The following is a 14,582-nucleotide window of genomic DNA, read 5'->3' on the forward strand; positions in this document are numbered from 1 at the left end:
GTGCCCGCGGTGTAAGCCACGGGTCATCAGAGGTCGTCGTAGGGCGGCAAGTGGTCGAAGGAGGGCATGGCGCACAGTCGGTGAGACGGGATTGGTAAACCAGGATTTGGTTTTGTGCCTCGAGCACGTCTGTCTGATCTGGATCCGATCCGCGAACTCCCATGCAGGCCTGCAGCATCGAACGCTGCTCCAAAGGCCGGACAGATGACAGCATCCGACCAAGCGCAATGCATCTCCAGATTTTGCTTGCTTCCCGAGGGGCGTCCACAGAAAACCAAATGCACCGATCGTTAAGCGGCGCCCCGGTACGGTCATCAGATGCCACGTCCCCGCAAGCCGCAAAGCCCGTTCCGGTGTTTCAACTCATCGCCCGAGGTGATCCGCCTGGTGGTGATGATGTACGTGCGGTTCCCGCTGTCGCTGCGAAACGTCGAGGACCTGCTGTTCGAGCGCGGGATCGACATCTGCCATGAGACGGTGCGGCTGTGGTGGAACAGGTTCGGCCCGATGTTCGCCGGCGACATCCGCCGCCAGCGGGTCTCGCGGATGCGCGGGTTCCGTCATTGGCGCTGGCATCTCGACGAGATGTACGTGAAGCTGAACGGCGAGATGGTGTATTTGTGGCGTGCGGTCGACCACGAGGGCGAGATCCTCGAAAGCTACGTCACCAGGACCCGCGACAAGGATGCCGCGCTGCGATTCATGAAGAAGGCGCTGAAGCGCCACGGCAAGCCCGAGGCGATCACCACCGACGGGCTGCGCTCGTACCGTGCGGCGATGAGGGATCTCGGCAACGCCGATAAGCAGGAGGTCGGACGCTGGGCGAACTCGATGAGGCGCACCGTGATGCGGCCCCTTCAGATCGACGGTGCAGTGTCGGACAGCTTCGTGGGTTCCGCGATCTCGGCGCTTGTCGAGCAGTTGCCCGATCCGTCTGCGGACTGACCGAGGTCGCGCGGCCCGGCGTTCGACCAGTGCCGGCTCGGTGGGCGGCCCATCGCGCTCAGCTTGCTCCACTGGCGAGCTTTGGACCGTGTGATTCAGTTTAAGCCGTCCGCGCAGTGCACCCGCCTAGGCCGCTCGGATTGTACTCAGTCTCGGGCTGCACCTAGCTCGGAACGCAAACTCAACGGTCGGCAGCGGTTCCCTTTATCGCCATATGCGGTCGGCAGTCCTAGCGCGCGCAATTCGCCTTCAGCGCCGCGCACAGGGCCAGTGCATCGCTGGTTGCAGCACCGGATGCTGTATTGTCAAAGACGCACCAGGACGAAGTCCCGGTATCCTGCTCATCCGCGATGGCTCGCGCGGCCTCCGCGATCATCGGTCGAGTGTAGGCCGAATGATAGACCCGCGGTGCGCCGTGAAGTCGGCGATAGGTCATTCCCAGCCACCCGCCGGGTCGGTCCCCGCCGCGCACCAGCACCGGGTCGGCGAGGACGCGGGCCACCTTGTGCTGCACGAGGCAGGCGTCGGCGTCCCCGGCGAACCAACTCGCGTTTCTCGGCTCGCATGCCACGTCGACCGCCGGATCTAACATCGCTCTGAGTACTCCGAAGAAGCTGGAAGCCACCTGCTCATCGAAAGCGAAGCTCGGGGGCAGCTGAAGGAGCAGCACGTCCAGTTTCTGACCCAAGCCACTGACTTGACACAGGAATACTTCCAGCAGCTCGCCACAATCGACGAGCCTCGCCTTGTGGGAGATCTCCTTCGGCATCTTGACCGAGAAGCGGAAGGCGGTGGGAACGCTCGCTGCCCAGCGTTCGTAGGTCGATCGGCGGTGGGTTCTGTGGAACGAGGAATTGATCTCGACGGCGGGGAACACGGCGGCATATCGTTCGAGATGGGTACCCGCTGAAAGAAAGGCGTCCGCCGCGGTCCTGGGGATCGACCATCCCGCCGTGCCGATAAGGATCGACCTGTCCGTCGGCCACGCTTCGTCGCAATGGCCCGATGGGGGGCCTTCCGCTTTGTCAGCGGGCGGCAGGGCGCCGGTGGTCATCGTTGGACCGGAATTGTCGGCGAAGTGCGGCGCAGAGCCGCAAGGCCCGAAGACGACAGGCTGCGAAACGTGATCGACCAGCGCGTATCATCCATCGCCGCGATGCTGTGTTCCCAGACATGCCGCGCCTCGCCCGACAGGTGGTAGATCGAACGCGGTGCCAGCGGCATGTTGAGTCGGTCGAAGCCTTTGGCGACGCGTCGCCGTAAGCGCAGCGTGGCGGGGGCGCCAAGCGAGATGCCGATCACATGCTCGTAATAAGGTCGGTCGCGGTGCCAGCCGATGCCGGCGCCAGGGTCGTACCGAATCAGGAGTGCCTGCGTTAGGTCCTTCGGATCGAGGCCTGTGAACTTCGCTGCGCGAACGCGGACAGGCATCAGCCAGTCCGGCATCGGTTCGGCCAGTTCCAGCCTCGCGGCATCGAAATCATAGCCGATCCCGTATGACGTAGTCAGACGCTTGCCGAGCCAGCCCTGAAAGCGAAAGGGTTCGGGATCGGTGGCGTCGATGCGCTCGATCAACCCGATCTCTTCGACCCGCGATACGACATCGGTCCTTGTGTCGAACCCCGGCAGGCGCGATTCACCGATCAGATCGGTCAAGTCGGCATTCCCATCTGTCATGTTATTCATTCTCAATCAGGGTCCATGCCGTTTCACGCTAGTCATCGCTGACGTTCTTCACCTGGTTGAACCTCTAAATCGCGTTCGGTGCGCCGCACCTCCAGAGGCTCCTTGCGCTGCTTCGGGAAGTCGAACGAGCATTTATGCAGGTCGTCACCATTTTCGGTGCTAATGTTGGTCATCCTTACCTCCTTCATCTCCCATGCTAACGCTCCAAGACGCTCAGAGGTTTATCCGGAGCGATCTTCGGCTGCGTGGCACACCCCAGGGTGCGTCACTTGCAGCGCGTTGCACGCCAGCGCTCGATTGCAGCTCCATAGCGCTCCGCGAATTCGTCGCGCCTATCCCCCTTCGACATCGAATGTGAGAGCGAGGACAGCTATCAGATTACGATAGCGGTGGCCGGGTTCCGCCCGGATGACATCGCGCCGATCGAGTCTCGCGGTTACAGCGGGGGCGACTGCAATAGGGGAGCAGAAATATCCGCTTGTCCGCGCCGGGATGGGCGCCGCGATGGCACAGTCGATGCGACAAATATTTTTCGGCGCGGGACCGGACATCAGTAGAGTTCGCGCGGCCGCGCCTGATCCGCATGTCTACCGACCAGCATCTGCTGGTCGCTGCGGGCGTTCCTGACCAACCGCATCGATCGCCAACAAAACGCTCGATGTGACGGCACCTTTTGCGCCGTCGCCGGTTATCGCGCGATCGTCACTCGCCGCGCAGCACGGAAACGCCATTGCAAGACATCTTCGGGTGGATCGCCCCCATCGCGACCACGATCGCGGCCCTCATGACCGCCGCGAACCTTGGTAGCCGGGTCACCGGTTGGGGGTTTGTACTGTTTACGGTGGGCTCAGTCGCCTGGTCGACGGTGGCGCTCGGCACCGGCCAGACTAATTTGTTACTCACCAACGGCTTCCTGACCCTCGTGAACGTGGTCGGCATCTGGCGCTGGTTGGGCCGACAGGCTCGGCATGAGGAGGGAAGCGCCGCGGCGGCGTTGCGGAGTGCGGCGGCGCGGGTGCCAAACCTGTTCGGGATGGGAATGCTGGTCGGCGGGACGTTGACTGGACGTGACGACACCGCGATCGGCACCGTGATCGACGGAATGATGCGCTGCGACGGCGGCGGGCTTGCCTATGTGGTAGTGGCAGAGGGCGGGGTCGGCGGCGTGGGCGAGCGGCTGCACGCGCTGCGTCCGGATCAGCTGCGGTTCGGCGAGCAGATTACCTGCGATCTGGACGCCGCGGCGCTCAGTCGGTTGCCAGTGCTGGCGCATAACGACTGGCCTGCCGCTATCGACTCTGAGATTGCGCGTGACTGAGTCCGTCCAAGGGCGGGAGATGGCGTCGGTCGGCTTGACGGCCACCCGGCTGGCGGACGCACTGGAGGCAGGGGACGTGCTCTTCATCGCGATTGACGAACAGCGCGCTGAAGCGGTCGCGGAGGCGTTGCGGAGCGCCGCACCGGATGCGCAGGTAATCCACAGTCCATCGAGCGACGCTTTGCCGGGTGAAACCGGCGCCGCTTCCCCGTCGAACGTCGGTCGGCGACTGGCCGCGTTACGCGCGGCGCGGGTGATACAGGCGGCGCCGAACCGCGCGACTTTGGCATTCGTAACCACGGCGGAAGCAGCGTCTGGCACCTATCCCCCTCCGATCGCATTCGACCAGACACCACCGACGCTGACGGCCGGCGATACGATCGATATCGCCACGCTGGCCGAGACGCTGCAAGGCATCGGCTATTTCGCAGATGACCGCGTTGACGAGCCTGGTGAGATGGCGGTGCTCGGGCAAGTGGTCGATCTGTTTCCGGCAGATTCGTCCAGCCCGGTGCGGGTCGAAGTGCAGGACGGCCTGATCGCTGGAATTCGCTGCTACGATCCGGTTTCGCAACTCGGTTTGCATGCGCTTGATCACATCGAGATCGGTCGCGTTGCGGAGCCGCCAGTCGAGGAGGACTGGGTATCGTTGTTCGACCACATGCCCGATGCCGAAGTCGCCGCCGATCCGGGCGTGGCCAAACGGCGTGACCGTTACATCGCGCTAGCCAAGGAAGCGATGCGTGCGGGCGGAGGCATCATATTGGCTGACGCCGTGGCGTGGGAACGGGCGCTAGCAAGACGGCGAATGATCGACCTGACAGCGGGCCCGGACGCTGCCGTCCCGCGCTTCGTCGAGGGCAAGGCACCGCAGCGCGCATTCGAGCGTTTCGTGAAGGCGGCGTTGGCCCGTGAAGAGCGCGTTGTCGTTTTGGGTGCAGATCGTGATTTGCGATTCTTGGGGCCGCGGATCGCGAAGGCGGTTGGGGTGCCTTGCGAGACGGTCGCTGCATGGCGCGATGTCGTGACACTGCCGACTGGTACGATTGGGCTGCTGACCATGCCAGTCGATCGCGGCTGGCAGGGGGATGGTGTGCTGGCAGTCGCGGCGGCGGACCTGCTTGGCGGTCGTGCACTTAACGACCGCGAAGTCGCGAGCGCCGGCATCGACCCACTCCGTGGCGAACTGGGTGACATTCGCATCGGCGACGTGGTCGTGCACGAGGATTTCGGGATCGGTCGGGTTGCCGGGATTGAGCCGTCGCCGACGGGCGGCATTGCGGAGGGCTACGGTGACGCGATCGTGTTGGAATATGCGGGCGCTGCGCGCCGCCTCGTGCCGGTCTACGACGCAGATCGGCTGTGGCGCTATGGGGCGGATGCGGATGCGGTAGCGCTCGACAAGCTCGACGGCTCGACTTGGAAGAAAAGGCGGGTTGAAATTGATGCCGCGATTGCCGCCAGCGCGCGCGGTCTCACAGCGCTCGCCGCGGAGCGCGACCGGCGAACCGCTCCGCCGCTCGAACCCGATGTCTCGGCCTACGAACGCTTCGCCGCCGACTTCGCGTTCACCGAGACCTCTGACCAGGCGCGCGCGATCGCGGCGGTGCGGTCCGATCTCGCCGCCGGCAAGCCGATGGATCGGCTGGTGGTCGGCGATGTCGGCTATGGCAAGACCGAGGTCGCGCTGCGCGCCGCCGCGATCGCCGCGCTGGCGGGCAAACAGGTTGTGGTCGCTGCGCCAACGACTGTGTTGGTGCGCCAGCATCTCGAGGTATTCCGACAACGGTTTTCCAACACCGGCCTGACGGTGGCCGGCCTGTCGCGACTGTCCAGCGCGGCGGAGAAAAAGGCGGTGAAGGCGGGACTTGCCGACGGCTCCATCGCACTGGTGATCGGGACCGGCGCGGTCGCCAGTAAAAACGTCAGATACCGAGATCTGGCGCTGGTCGTGATCGACGAGGAGCAAAGGTTCGGCGCGAGCGACAAGGCGAAGCTGCGAGCCCTTAACCCGGACGGCCACGTCCTGACGCTGACCGCCACGCCGATCCCGCGGACGCTTCAGACGGCGCTAATCGGGCTGCAGCAAGTGTCGGTGATTGCCACACCGCCCGCTCGCCGCCAGCCGATCCGCACCAGCGTCGGCGCCTTTGACCCGGCCTTGTTACGCACCGCCCTGCTGCGCGAGAAGGGTCGCGGTGGCCAGAGTTTTGTCGTGGTTCCGCGGATCGAAGACATGGAACCGATGGCGACGCGGCTGGCAGATCTCGTCCCTGGTCTGGTCATACGATCGGCGCATGGAAAGCTACCGGCAGCCGAGATCGACGAGGCGATGGTCGCATTCGCCGGTGGAGACGGCGATGTCCTGCTCGCGACCAATATCATCGAAGCGGGGCTCGACGTGCCGCGCGCCAATACGATGATCGTCTGGCGCGCCGATCGTTTCGGACTGTCGCAGCTCCACCAATTGCGGGGCCGTGTGGGACGCGGCGGGCGGCGCGGGCAGATTATGCTGGTGACCGATCCCGACACGCCAATCGCGGAGGCGACGCTCAAGCGGTTGCGCACGCTGGAGGCGCTCGACCGGCTCGGGGCAGGCTTCGCGATCAGCGCGCGCGATCTTGACATGCGCGGCGCCGGCGAACTGCTTGGCGATGCGCAGGCCGGCCATATGAAGCTGATCGGCGTCGACCTGTATCAGCACCTGCTAGAAGGGGCGCTGCGCACGGCGCGAGGCGAGCAGGTTGATCGTTGGTCTCCAGTCCTGCGGGTCGGCGCATCCGGTCGGCTTCCGGAGGAGTGGATTCCGGAGGCCGACGTCAGGATCGCGCTCTACAGCCGACTGGCCCGATTGGCCGACGCGAGGGGCCTGGACGCGTTTGAGGCCGAACTGGAAGACCGCTTCGGCAACCTACCTGAGGCCGCCGACGACCTTCTTGCGCTAGCCAAAACCCGGCTGCTGGCGCGCGCTACCTGTATTGCCCGGATTGATGCCGGACCGACGGCCATCGCGCTGACGCCGCGACCTGATTTTTGCGGAGCTACCGCGAACCTCGAGGCGAAGGATGGTCGCCTGCTGCTACGCGAACGAATCGATGCACCGGGCGCGCGGCTGCAGCGGATTCTAACGCTCCTGCACGATCTGCTGCGAGACAACTGACCCGCCTGGTGACACATACCTATGAACCCGTGATTGCCAATTTCAGCTCGCTGTCGTCACATGAGAATGACCGCTTCGAAGGGTCCCTGCTCGCCTCCGTCTTGTCGAAGCTGAGCGACTGAAACCGGTCTTTGTGTGCCGACAGCGGCCCGGCTGATGCAACGGAACGAAACTGCTGCAAATCATCGTTGCTGCTGGCTACCGTCTGGAGCTGATGGTCGTTGCGAATGTGGTCCGCATTTTAGCTGCTATCCGGGGTCCGAGCCTGTTCACTCGCCCTGATGCGGGGCGGATCGCACAGAGGAGCAAACGGTCGGCGCACGAACCGGTTACAAATTGGAAGGCTAATGGATTTGCTTGAACTGCCATCGAATTTCTTCGATCGTGATGTCGAAAGCGTCGCGCGGGAGTTGCTCGGTATCACGCTTCTCGTCGACGGCGTTGGCGGTGTGATCGTCGAGACGGAAGCCTATGACGCCTCCGACCCGGCATCCCACAGCTTTCGCGGTCCGACGTCTGCCAACGCCGCGATGTTCGGCGCGCCCGGCACGGCCTACGTATACCGGATCTACGGCCGGCACTGGTGCTTCAACGTGGTCTGTGGGTCTCCCGCCGCGGGAAGCGCGGTGCTGATCCGCGCCATCGAACCGCGGGAAGGGCTTGATCGAATGAGATGCCGTCGCGGCGGCGTCCCGGACCGACTGTTGTGCTCCGGCCCCGGTCGGCTGGCGCAGGCACTTGCGATCGACGCCGCCCAGCACGGGACCAGTCTCCTCGTGCCACCATTCTTGCTAATCGACCGCGACGAGCCGCCCGACATGGTCGTGGGCGCGCGGATCGGGATCACGAAGTGTGTGGATCTGCCGCGTCGCTTCGGCGCTCGCAACTCTCCGTATCTTAGTCGGCCGTTCGCACGCTGAAACGCGCCACGCCACGCTGTGGCAACAGTCGTGGTCGTCAGGATCTCCACACTGTGGAACGAGTCCGCATCATCCTGAAAGAGAGTTGGAACTCAAACGCGACGCGTCGGTTGCACCTCCCAGTAGGAGGAGTGAAAGATGGCAACCGCGAAAGCATCGTCAAAAGCGAAACCCAAGACAAAGTCCCGCGCGACGCGCAAGGCGTCGAGCGCCGCCGCCAAGCCGGCAGATGCAATCAAACTGCTGAAAGACGACCACAAGGAAGTAAAAGCGTGGTTTGATGCGTTCGACAAGACCGATGATGACGCCAAAAAGCAAGATCTCGCGAACAAAATCTGTAAGGCATTAACGGTGCATGCGCAGATCGAGGAGGAAATTTTTTACCCGGCGGCTTATGATGCGCTTGATAAGGACGGCGATGACCTGCTCGACGAGGCAGAGGTCGAGCACGCCAGCGCGAAGGACTTGATCTCCCAAATTGAAGCGTCTAAGGTTGGCGAACCGCTATTCGACGCTAAAGTCACGGTCTTGGGCGAATATATCGCGCACCATGTTGAAGAGGAAGAGGGAGAACTCTTCCCGGAATGTCGCGACAGTAGCATGGATTTAAAAGGGCTCGGCACGCAGCTTGCGGCACGGAAAGCGGAATTGATGGCGATGTAAATTCGAAGGTGCCGCTGAACGGCGGCACCTTTCGAGTTCAATCACGCATTTTAGTAACGATGATCTAAGCGTGCTAGACGCACCGGAATGGCGAGGTACATCGCAGCGTGGGTGCAGGCGGAGGTAGTTCGGGCGAAGACTTCGGTTTCGATGATGCCAGCGGCGATCGCGAAAACTTCTGTGACCGCCTGGGCACACCCGCCTAGGCAGCCGGAAATATCATCGAAGAAGCGGGTCGGTTATCCTAATAATGAAATGGATATTGCGAGGTGGGTCGAGTCTGACATCAAGAGGGGAGTAAATATATGTCGATGGATCGCTTTTTCACAAAGATAGCATCCAATAGTGCAAATGCGATGGGCCAGTCTGTTGCTTTTCTTGGCTCTATTCTCCTTGTCGTCATCTGGGCGATTTGCGGTCCGATATTTCACTATTCAGACACATGGCAGTTAGTAATCAACACGGCCACGACGGTTCTCACCTTTCTTGCCGTCTTCCTGATACAAAACAGCCAAAATCGCGATGGAGCTGCGATTCAGGCCAAACTCGACGAGGTGTTGAGAGCACTCGACAATGCACGCGGTGCTTTCATCGGTATCGAGCACCTTACGGACACCGAAATATGTGCGATCCGGACTGCGCTTGAACGCGAGGCAGCGGGCGGCGGCCCCGCAACCGAGAACGCTGAGGCCAGCGTGGATCAACTGTTGAAGCGGCGCTGAGCGAGCGCCGCGTTACGGCGCCTGGTTGCACTGTCAACCAAACGCACTGCACTTTACCAAGTAGGTTGGCGCTATCCGCACTCCCCCAATTATTCCTCTTTATTCCCGATACGCTGCTCATATGTTTCGGTGAGTTCAGGCCAAGAGGTGGCCGTTTTCGACCTGCCTCCCCGTTCTGCGAGCCTGCTTCTCGTCACAATCTACTTCCCCGTGGAAGCCGATTTGAGGAAACTTCTGATGTACTGGGTACTTATCGCCCTTTTGGCGTCTTTGGCTTACGGGCACGGGCAAGCATCCGTGCAGGCACTGTCAAAGCAACAGGGCAGCCAACCTACTATATGGTTACCCGGGCAATTTGGCCGTTCAATTACGTGTTTTGTTCTTGTTTAATTCGGCCCGCGTTCCCTCCCTCTGCCCGGTCCATGAGGCGTTATCGAACTAAAACTAACCAGATTCTGGTTAGTTTGACAGTACCGTCATAACCGTTCGCGCGCTGCGTTGTTCGCCATCGTCGCGCTGCTATTGGTCGGGCTTGTGACTGGACTTTTTTCCATCCACCGCCCTTAATCGTGCGACCCCGACCGGACCGCTCGGCGGGGGATGTTTACGCCGATGGCGGGGTCTAAGTTAGACCGAGAGATCGGCACGGCTCTGTCAGACCAATGTGGCAGGACGCCGCGTGGGCTGATAGCGGGTGAGAATGAGCCGGAAATCCCGTGCGAAGCCGCCAAGCCCGGTCCTACGGTTTAACTCGTCACCTGACGTAATTCGCCTGGTGGTGATGATGTATATTCGCTTCCCGCTATCGCTGCGAAACGTCGATGACCTGCTGTTCGAGCGAGGCGTCGATCTCTGCCATGAGACGGTGCGGCTGTGGTGGAACACGTTCGGTCCGATGTTCGCCGACGACACTGGGCTCGTAAACCGACCAAGCTCCGCCTCGTCGGGAGCGGAGATCTGAGCCTAAGGAGGGCTAGACATAACCAGGAGTTGCTGCTCGCTCCCCCAACCGTGGTCAGCCAGATTTTCTCTGCTTCTCCGCAGGTTGGGCCGGAACCCCGCTGCAAAACGATAGTTATCCGTTCACCCAGCCGGGAAACTATGGAAAGGCGGATATAATGGACGACAATCGCATGGACGATGGCTCTGAAAAGCCCAACAACACGATTGCTGAAAAAATTGATAACGCGCTCGACGGTCACGACGATCCCAACCGCGGACCGATCGATCGCCTCGTGAATGCGGTCGAGGGCCACGACGATCCCAACAAGGGGCCGATTGACCGCGCTGCGAACGCACTGGACGGCACTGACGATCCCAATCGCGGCCCGATCGACCGAGCGAGCAATACCCTCGACGGCACGGACGATCCGAACCGCGGCCCCGTTGACCGGGCCGAAAACGCGGTAGATCGCAACCTTTAAATTTAGGCGGGGATGTTGCACACGCGGCATCCCCGCATTCTCGAAGGCAACCTAACGCGCGATTTACATCGCTACCTCGGATCCGCCGTGGGTTTACGGTCGCTAGCTCGAAATGGGCGCCGACCGCCGAGGCCTGGTTCCGTGACCATCTGTCCATGACCTTTGACGGTACTGTCAAACCTATGGGGCAGCGGCTTTCCAGATCGGTTGAGACGGGTCGACGGGTTCGTGAAGCCTGGGCTTGTTCGGCAAAGGGTGCCTTTATGTTCCAGCGTATGCTGGCCTCCAAGGCCCCAAATGAACGCCAACGAACCAGATTCTGGTTAGTTTGACAGTACTCCTGCGCATTTCCAACGACGAAAGCATTTTTTTCAAGGTCCCCAAGGTCGACGGCGGCGACGCTAGTCATTGCTAGCGGGCATGTTACCTCCGAGGGCGTTCTTAATATGTCTCACTAGTTTACTATGATTTTTGTGCCCTGAAGGGTGAGTGTTTCGCCGTGGAGGCTGTCGTTCTAGCTGCGCGCAGTGTCTCGGGATGGGCTTAACGCTTCGAGCAGCCCTGCGGCGGGCGACTCGCCCGCAGATGTGACGGCGTCGACGCTAGTCGATAGGCGAGGGGCGCGACTGGAACATGTCCGCCAACGATGTAGGGGTTGTGTGGTCCTGCGCCGCGATCGACCCCGGAACGCCGCGCAAATGATCAGGAAGGCCCGAGCCGTTGACCACCCCACAGATCCTGTCGTTTTCGTTGATCGGCCTGACCGTCGCGACGTTCGCCTGGGGGCGGTTCCGCTACGATCTGGTGTCGTTGGTGGCGCTGCTCGGGGCAGTCGCGATCGGCATTGTCCCGGTCAAACGGGCGTTCACGGGCTTCACCAGCGACGTGGTGGTCATCATCGCCTGCGCGTTGGTGATTAGCGCCGGGATCGCGCGATCGGGTGTGGTCGAGGCAACGCTCGCGCCCGGCTTGCGCAAGCTCAAGACGCTGCAAACCCAGGTGCCCGCGATGACCGCGGCGACTGCATTGCTCTCGATCGTCACCAAGAACGTCGGCGCGCTGACCATTCTGATGCCGACCGCGATCAAGGTCGGGCGGCAAGAAGGGAGTTCCGTATCCGCGCTGCTGATGCCGATGTCCTTCATCTCGCTGATCGCGGGACTGTCGACGCTGGTCGGCACCTCGACGAACATCATCGTCAGCCAGGTGCGCGAAGAGGCGATCGGCAGGCCGTTCCGGATGTTCGATTTCGCGCCCGTGGGACTGTCACTGACCGTGATCGGGCTGATATTTCTCAGTTTCGCTTGGCGGATTTTGCCGCGGGATCGGCAGGGCAGCCAGGATCTGGGCGACGCAACCGCGGAAGCCTTCTTCTCGACCGAGGCCACCGTCCCCGACGATCTGCCCGACACGCTGAATACGATCGCTGACCTCGAACTTGGCAAGGATGGCGTCCTTATCGGCGGGATCGTCGGAGCCGACGGTCGCCGCCGCGATGCCATGCCCGATAGCGAGCTCGTCCCCGGCGAGGTGCTGGTGCTGCAGGGCGAGGACGCCGCGCTCGCCAAGATGTTCGACCGGCTGCCGCTCGGCAAGGTTCGAGCGGACAAGGATGTCGAAAAGGGTCAGGCCAACGAGGAGGTGCGCTCGATCGAGGCGGTGGTGCAGCCCGATTCGCAACTGATCGGCAATTCGGCGCGACGCGCGCGGCTCCAGGACGAATATGGCGTCAAGCTGCTCGCGGTCAGCCGCAGCTCTGAGCGCATCACCCAGCGGCTGCGCGAGATCACGATCCGCGCCGGAGACGTGCTTCTCGTCCAGGCGGGCGAGAATTCGCTGCCCGACTTCCTGAAATCACTGTCGCTCCTACCACTCGCCGATCGCACGGTATCGCTCGGCAATCCGCGCAAGCGCTTCGGCCCGATTGCGATCGTCATTGCCGCGATCGCGCTGATCGCGGCGGGCGTCGTACCAGTCGCGGCGGGGTTCTTCGGCGCTGCGGTGTTGATTATCGTCATCGGCGCGCTGCCGATCCGCGAGGCGTACGGGGCGCTCGAACCCGAGGTTTTGATCCTGATCGGGGCGCTGACGCCGATCAGTGAGGCGGTACACCAGACCGGCGGCACCGCGCTGATCGCGAGCGGGCTGGCGCACCTGCTCATGGGGATTTCGCCGATCCTGGTGTTGGGCACGTTGCTCGTCGTGGCGATGGCGGCCGCGCCGTTCTTGCATAACGCGCCGACGGTGCTGATCCTCGGACCGATCGCGGTGCTCGTCGCGCAGCGGCTGCACCTTAATCCCGACCCCTTTCTAATGGCGGTTGCCACTGGGGCAGGATGCGATTTCCTCACCCCGGTCGGTCACCAGTGCAACACATTGGTCATGGGGCCGGGCGGCTATCGCTTCGGCGATTATGCGAAGCTCGGGGCACCGCTCTCGCTGATGGTGATCATCGTCGGGGTGCCGCTGATTGCGTGGTTCTGGCCGCTGACGGGATGATCGACGGGCCGGTCAGCTTTTCATCCAGATCCCGACGAGGGCGACTAGCGAGACGAGCATCAGAAAGCCGTTCATAGCGATCAACAGGGGCGGAGGCATTCGCCGGGTCGTGGGAACCGGCGACACGATGTGCGGGGTCATCTCCCGCCACACCCCCGCACCAAAGCAGAATACGCTGAACAGGACCAAGAGCGTTCCCGCCACGGCCCCCAGCCAAGGCCGCACCATTCCTGCCAACAGGGTCTTCGCGCCGACGCCAGATGCAAGGGCCGCAAACCCAGTCCGGACCCATGCCGCATAGGTTCGCTCCGCCGCCAGGACCGTCCGGTCGGCGGCCAGCTCGGTCCGACGATCGGCGCTGTCGACCTGCTGGACCGCGCTGTCCTGCAACACGCCAGCGCTCTCTGCGATTTTTGCGGTGGCGCGCTGTGCTTGGTCGTTGGGAAGGCTCATCGGGTCACCAAGTTAGGAGCGTCTGGGTCAATCATCGGCGTCGCGGCCACATTAACAATTGGCCAGCCGACGATGTCGTCAACGCTTGTGCCAATAGCCCGTGGCTCATGGGAAAACCACGCACCGCCATCGGTCAGCGGCGGCTGGCTTGAGGATTGACGGCGGCGTGCTCCGCGCCTGCCCTCGGGCGGGACCAAAGCGGCCCGACCCTTTCGCTCAGTTGTTGCCGTTCCGCGTCGCCTTATCGCACCCCATAAGCTGTCCTTCAAACCGACCGACGCTGCTGTGAATTCTCGCGCGCATGATTGCGGGTTAAGCCTCGGCGATCATTGCGATCGAAATTTTCAAGCCAGGGATCCGAACCGGCAACTTAGCTCCTTGCCGCGCTGGGGGATCAACGGGAAACCACTTCATCCACTCTTCGCTAGCAGCATGAAAATCGTCCTCGTCGGCGACTATCAACGTGGCGCTAACAGCTTTTTGCAGGTTGCTTCCAGCTGCCTCGAGAATGGCCGAAATATTGTGCAAACACTGAGCGACCTGAACCTGAACCGACCCGTCGGCAAGCTGGCCGGTCTCGGGGTCGATCGGTGCTGTGCCCGACACAAATATCAGACCGGCAGCTGTCACAGCCTGACTGTAAGAGGACGGTGCCGCGGGAGCCGTCGGCGTTGCGATGATCGTTCGTGTCATGCAGATCTTCCAAAAGTTGCATCCGATAGCCACGGTATGATCGCGATGACCAGCGGACTGCAACCCGGAACGCGAAAACTGGCTTTGTCAGATCAACGT

The 14,582-nt window shown here is 62.3% G+C and carries 12 protein-coding genes and 2 pseudogenes; 9 read left to right on the forward strand and 5 right to left on the reverse strand.

From position 1 onward, the window contains the following. Nucleotides 1–318 precede the first annotated feature (318 nt). Nucleotides 319–831 (forward strand): annotated as a pseudogene (locus tag EAH84_RS14340) (IS6 family transposase); the annotation flags it as partial. Between the two features lie 343 nt (nt 832–1,174). Here EAH84_RS14340 and EAH84_RS14345 read toward each other — a convergent pair. The 3 genes from EAH84_RS14345 to EAH84_RS15990 all read right to left on the reverse strand — a co-directional run bounded on the left by EAH84_RS14345 (nt 1,175) and on the right by EAH84_RS15990 (nt 2,804). Beyond that, nucleotides 1,175–1,999 carry a DUF72 domain-containing protein gene (locus tag EAH84_RS14345; RefSeq protein WP_140872680.1) on the reverse strand — a complete coding sequence of 275 codons (825 nt, stop codon included), beginning with the start codon at nt 1,997–1,999 and terminating at the stop codon, nt 1,175–1,177. Continuing rightward, complete coding sequence (locus EAH84_RS14350; RefSeq protein WP_338326044.1) at nt 1,996–2,520, reverse strand: alpha-ketoglutarate-dependent dioxygenase AlkB; 525 nt, start codon at nt 2,518–2,520, stop codon at nt 1,996–1,998. Before EAH84_RS14350 ends, EAH84_RS14345 begins: the two co-directional genes overlap by 4 nt. Nucleotides 2,521–2,663: 143 nt before the next feature. Next, a complete protein-coding gene (locus EAH84_RS15990) occupies nt 2,664–2,804 on the reverse strand; it encodes a hypothetical protein (protein ID WP_161978416.1) in 141 nt (46 codons plus the stop codon). A 611-nt stretch (nt 2,805–3,415) separates the two neighbouring features. Between EAH84_RS15990 and EAH84_RS14360 the strand changes: the two genes are divergently transcribed. The 8 genes and pseudogenes from EAH84_RS14360 (at nt 3,416) to EAH84_RS14395 (ending at nt 13,337) form a co-directional block, all read left to right on the forward strand. Then, nucleotides 3,416–3,949 (forward strand): PRC-barrel domain containing protein, encoded by a 534-nt coding sequence (locus EAH84_RS14360; RefSeq protein WP_241656629.1) that lies wholly within the window; start codon nt 3,416–3,418, stop codon nt 3,947–3,949. A 19-nt stretch (nt 3,950–3,968) separates the two neighbouring features. Next, nucleotides 3,969–7,109, forward strand: coding sequence for a DEAD/DEAH box helicase (locus EAH84_RS14365; protein ID WP_140872682.1), 3,141 nt, complete (start codon nt 3,969–3,971; stop codon nt 7,107–7,109). Between the two features lie 347 nt (nt 7,110–7,456). After that, nucleotides 7,457–8,029, forward strand: a complete 573-nt coding sequence (locus tag EAH84_RS14370) for a DNA-3-methyladenine glycosylase (protein WP_140872683.1) — start codon at nt 7,457–7,459, stop codon at nt 8,027–8,029. Nucleotides 8,030–8,167: 138 nt separating this feature from the next. Continuing rightward, nucleotides 8,168–8,692 (forward strand): hemerythrin domain-containing protein, encoded by a 525-nt coding sequence (locus EAH84_RS14375; protein WP_140872684.1) that lies wholly within the window; start codon nt 8,168–8,170, stop codon nt 8,690–8,692. A gap of 311 nt (nt 8,693–9,003) precedes the next feature. After that, nucleotides 9,004–9,414, forward strand: coding sequence for a low affinity iron permease family protein (locus EAH84_RS14380; protein WP_140872685.1), 411 nt, complete (start codon nt 9,004–9,006; stop codon nt 9,412–9,414). Nucleotides 9,415–10,114: 700 nt separating this feature from the next. Then, a pseudogene (locus EAH84_RS14385) lies at nt 10,115–10,324 on the forward strand (IS6 family transposase); the annotation flags it as partial. 208 nt (nt 10,325–10,532) lie between these two features. Then, entirely contained in the window at nt 10,533–10,838 is a 306-nt protein-coding gene (locus tag EAH84_RS14390) for a hypothetical protein (RefSeq protein ID WP_140872686.1), read from the forward strand. 720 nt (nt 10,839–11,558) lie between these two features. Beyond that, on the forward strand, nt 11,559–13,337 hold the full coding sequence (locus tag EAH84_RS14395; RefSeq protein ID WP_140872687.1) for an SLC13 family permease: 1,779 nt from the start codon (nt 11,559–11,561) through the stop codon (nt 13,335–13,337). Nucleotides 13,338–13,349: 12 nt separating this feature from the next. On the opposite strand, the gene EAH84_RS14400 is transcribed toward EAH84_RS14395, so the two are convergent. Together EAH84_RS14400 and EAH84_RS14405 are read right to left on the reverse strand one after the other, a co-directional pair. Then, nucleotides 13,350–13,790: a YidH family protein gene (locus EAH84_RS14400; RefSeq protein WP_140872688.1), complete on the reverse strand. Its 441-nt coding sequence runs from the start codon at nt 13,788–13,790 to the stop codon at nt 13,350–13,352. A 312-nt stretch (nt 13,791–14,102) separates the two neighbouring features. Further along, on the reverse strand, nt 14,103–14,483 hold the full coding sequence (locus EAH84_RS14405) for a RidA family protein (protein WP_140872689.1): 381 nt from the start codon (nt 14,481–14,483) through the stop codon (nt 14,103–14,105). Nucleotides 14,484–14,582: the final 99 nt, after the last annotated feature.

Source organism: Sphingomonas oligophenolica (assembly GCF_006438955.1).
GTDB lineage: Bacteria > Pseudomonadota > Alphaproteobacteria > Sphingomonadales > Sphingomonadaceae > Sphingomonas > Sphingomonas oligophenolica_A.

Coding starts and splice junctions, on each gene's coding strand:
- EAH84_RS14360 (WP_241656629.1), top strand. CDS start 3,416: ATGACCGCCGCGAACCTTGGTAGCCGGGTCACCGGTTGGGGGTTTGTA.
- EAH84_RS15990 (WP_161978416.1), bottom strand. CDS start 2,804: ATGACCAACATTAGCACCGAAAATGGTGACGACCTGCATAAATGCTCG.
- EAH84_RS14405 (WP_140872689.1), bottom strand. CDS start 14,483: ATGACACGAACGATCATCGCAACGCCGACGGCTCCCGCGGCACCGTCC.
- EAH84_RS14345 (WP_140872680.1), bottom strand. CDS start 1,999: ATGACCACCGGCGCCCTGCCGCCCGCTGACAAAGCGGAAGGCCCCCCA.
- EAH84_RS14375 (WP_140872684.1), top strand. CDS start 8,168: ATGGCAACCGCGAAAGCATCGTCAAAAGCGAAACCCAAGACAAAGTCC.
- EAH84_RS14390 (WP_140872686.1), top strand. CDS start 10,533: ATGGACGACAATCGCATGGACGATGGCTCTGAAAAGCCCAACAACACG.
- EAH84_RS14380 (WP_140872685.1), top strand. CDS start 9,004: ATGGATCGCTTTTTCACAAAGATAGCATCCAATAGTGCAAATGCGATG.
- EAH84_RS14370 (WP_140872683.1), top strand. CDS start 7,457: ATGGATTTGCTTGAACTGCCATCGAATTTCTTCGATCGTGATGTCGAA.
- EAH84_RS14365 (WP_140872682.1), top strand. CDS start 3,969: ATGGCGTCGGTCGGCTTGACGGCCACCCGGCTGGCGGACGCACTGGAG.
- EAH84_RS14400 (WP_140872688.1), bottom strand. CDS start 13,790: ATGAGCCTTCCCAACGACCAAGCACAGCGCGCCACCGCAAAAATCGCA.